Origin of the sequence: Streptomyces boluensis (genome assembly GCF_009908195.1) — a bacterium.
Taxonomy (GTDB): Bacteria; Actinomycetota; Actinomycetes; order Streptomycetales; family Streptomycetaceae; genus Streptomyces; species Streptomyces boluensis.
This window is the reverse complement of the sequence record NZ_JAAAHS010000665.1, coordinates 1-1978: the sequence shown is the minus strand read 5'-3', so window position 1 is coordinate 1978 and position 1978 is coordinate 1. Positions and strand designations below refer to the sequence as shown.

General features: G+C 74.0%; 2 protein-coding genes. Both read left to right on the top strand.

Annotated features, from left to right (window positions below):
* Positions 1–1055 (top strand): CaiB/BaiF CoA transferase family protein (locus GUY60_RS37235; RefSeq protein WP_161705928.1); only part of this gene is annotated, 1055 nt, incomplete at its 5' end.
* Positions 1052–1873 (top strand): HpcH/HpaI aldolase/citrate lyase family protein, encoded by an 822-nt coding sequence (locus tag GUY60_RS37230; protein WP_161705927.1) that lies wholly within the window; start codon positions 1052–1054, stop codon positions 1871–1873. The genes GUY60_RS37235 and GUY60_RS37230, both read left to right, overlap by 4 nt.
* The last annotated feature ends 105 nt before the right edge of the window (positions 1874–1978 follow it).

Here is a 1978-nt window from a genome sequence, read left to right as displayed (position 1 = left end):
CCCGTGGCCACGGCCCCGCCAAGGACGGCGTCGGCCTCTGGTGGAAGCTGCTCGGCCGCAACAAGCGCACCATCACCCTCGACCTCTCCACCGACGGCGGCCGCGCCACCCTGCTCCGGCTCGCCGCCACCGCGGACGTGATCGTCGAGAACTTCCGCCCCGGCACCCTGGAGCGCTGGGGCCTCGGCTGGGACGAACTGAGCGCCGTCAACGAGCAGTTGGTGCTCGCCCGAGTCACCGGCTTCGGCCAGTTCGGCCCGTACGCGCACCGCCCGGGGTTCGGCACGCTCGCCGAGGCGATGAGCGGGTTCGCGGCGATCACCGGCGAGCCGGAAGCCCCGCCCACGCTCCCCCCGTTCGGCCTCGCCGACTCCATCGCGGGTCTCGCCACCGCGTACGCGATCATGACGGCGCTCGCCGCGCGCACCGCCACCGGCCACGGCCAGGTCGTCGACATGGCCATCATCGAGCCGATCCTGACGGTGCTCGGCCCGCAGCCCCTCTGGTACGACCAGCTCGGCTACGTACAGCCGCGCACCGGCAACCGCTCCACCAACAACGCGCCCCGCAACACCTACCGCACCGTCGACGACCAGTGGGTGGCCGTCTCCACCTCCGCGCAGTCCATCGCGGAACGCGTCCTTCACCTGGTCGGGCGGCCCGAGCTGATCGACGAGCCCTGGTTCGCGACCGGCACGGACCGCGCCGCGCACGCCGACGAGCTGGACGCGGCGGTCGGCGGCTGGATCGCCCGGCACACCCGCGACGAGGTGGTCACCGCCTTCGAGAAGGCCGAGGCGGCGGTCGCCCCGATCCACGACGTACGGGATGTGCTCGCCGATCCGCAGTACGCGGCGCTCGACACGGTCACCACCGTCCAGGACCCGGAACTCGGCGCGATCCGCATGCAGAACGTCCTCTTCCGCCTCTCCTCCACCCCCGGCGGGATCCGCTGGGCGGGCCGCCCGCACGGCGCGGACACCGACGCCGTCCTGGCCGAACTCGGCCTCGCCGACGAGGAGATCGCGGCCCTGCGGAAGGCCGGCGCGGCATGACCACGGCTCTCGCGCTGACCCTGCTGTACGCCCCCGGCGACCGCCCCGGCACGGTCGCCAAAGCCCTCACGTCGGGCGCGGACGTGGTGATCGTCGACCTGGAGGACGCGGTCCCCGCCGACCGCAAGGAGTACGCGCGCTCCGCCACCGCGGAACTCCTCACCGCGCACCACGCGGTGCCGGTGCACGTACGCGTCAACGCCCTGGACGGCCCGCACGCGGGGGCCGACCTGCGCGCGGTCGCTGGACTCCCGGGCCTCGCGGGCCTACGGCTCCCCAAGGTCACGGACCCCGCGACGGTCGTACGGGTCGCGGAACTGGCGGACTCCCCGCCGCTGTACGCCCTCCTGGAGTCCGCACTCGGCATCGAGCAGGCGTACGCGGTGGCCCGCGCGCACCCCGCGCTGCGCGGGATCTGTCTGGGCGAGGCGGATCTACGGGCCGACCTGGGCGTGGCCGACGCGGGCCTCGACTGGGCCCGCTCCCGTGTGGTCTGCGCGAGCCGCGCGGCGGGCCTGGCACCCCCGGCCCAGTCGGTCTTCCCTGACGTACGGGACCTGGACGGCCTGGCCACGTCCTGCGCCCACGGCCGCGCCCTGGGCTTCCTCGGCCGCGCCGCGATCCACCCGCGACAGCTGCCGGTGATCGAGCGGGCCTACCTGCCGGGTCCCGCGGAGGTCGCGGAGGCGGAGCAGATCATCAAGGCGGCGGAGACGGAGGGAGGCGCACTGGCCCTCCCGAACGGCCGCTTCGTCGACACAGCGGTGGTGGCCGGGGCACGGCGCACGTTGTCTCTGCTGAAACGCCGGAGGGGCTGAACCTGGCTGATACCTCAGCCAAACTCAGCCCCTCCGGCGTTTGAGGTGGGGGCACCTCCCAGCGGTAGCTGGGGAGGGGTCTGGGGCGGAGCCCCAGTTCGGGAA

Bases quoted from the DNA above. Each gene is read 5' to 3' on its own strand.
- GUY60_RS37230 (WP_161705927.1), top strand. From the start codon at position 1,052: ATGACCACGGCTCTCGCGCTGACCCTGCTGTACGCCCCCGGCGACCGC.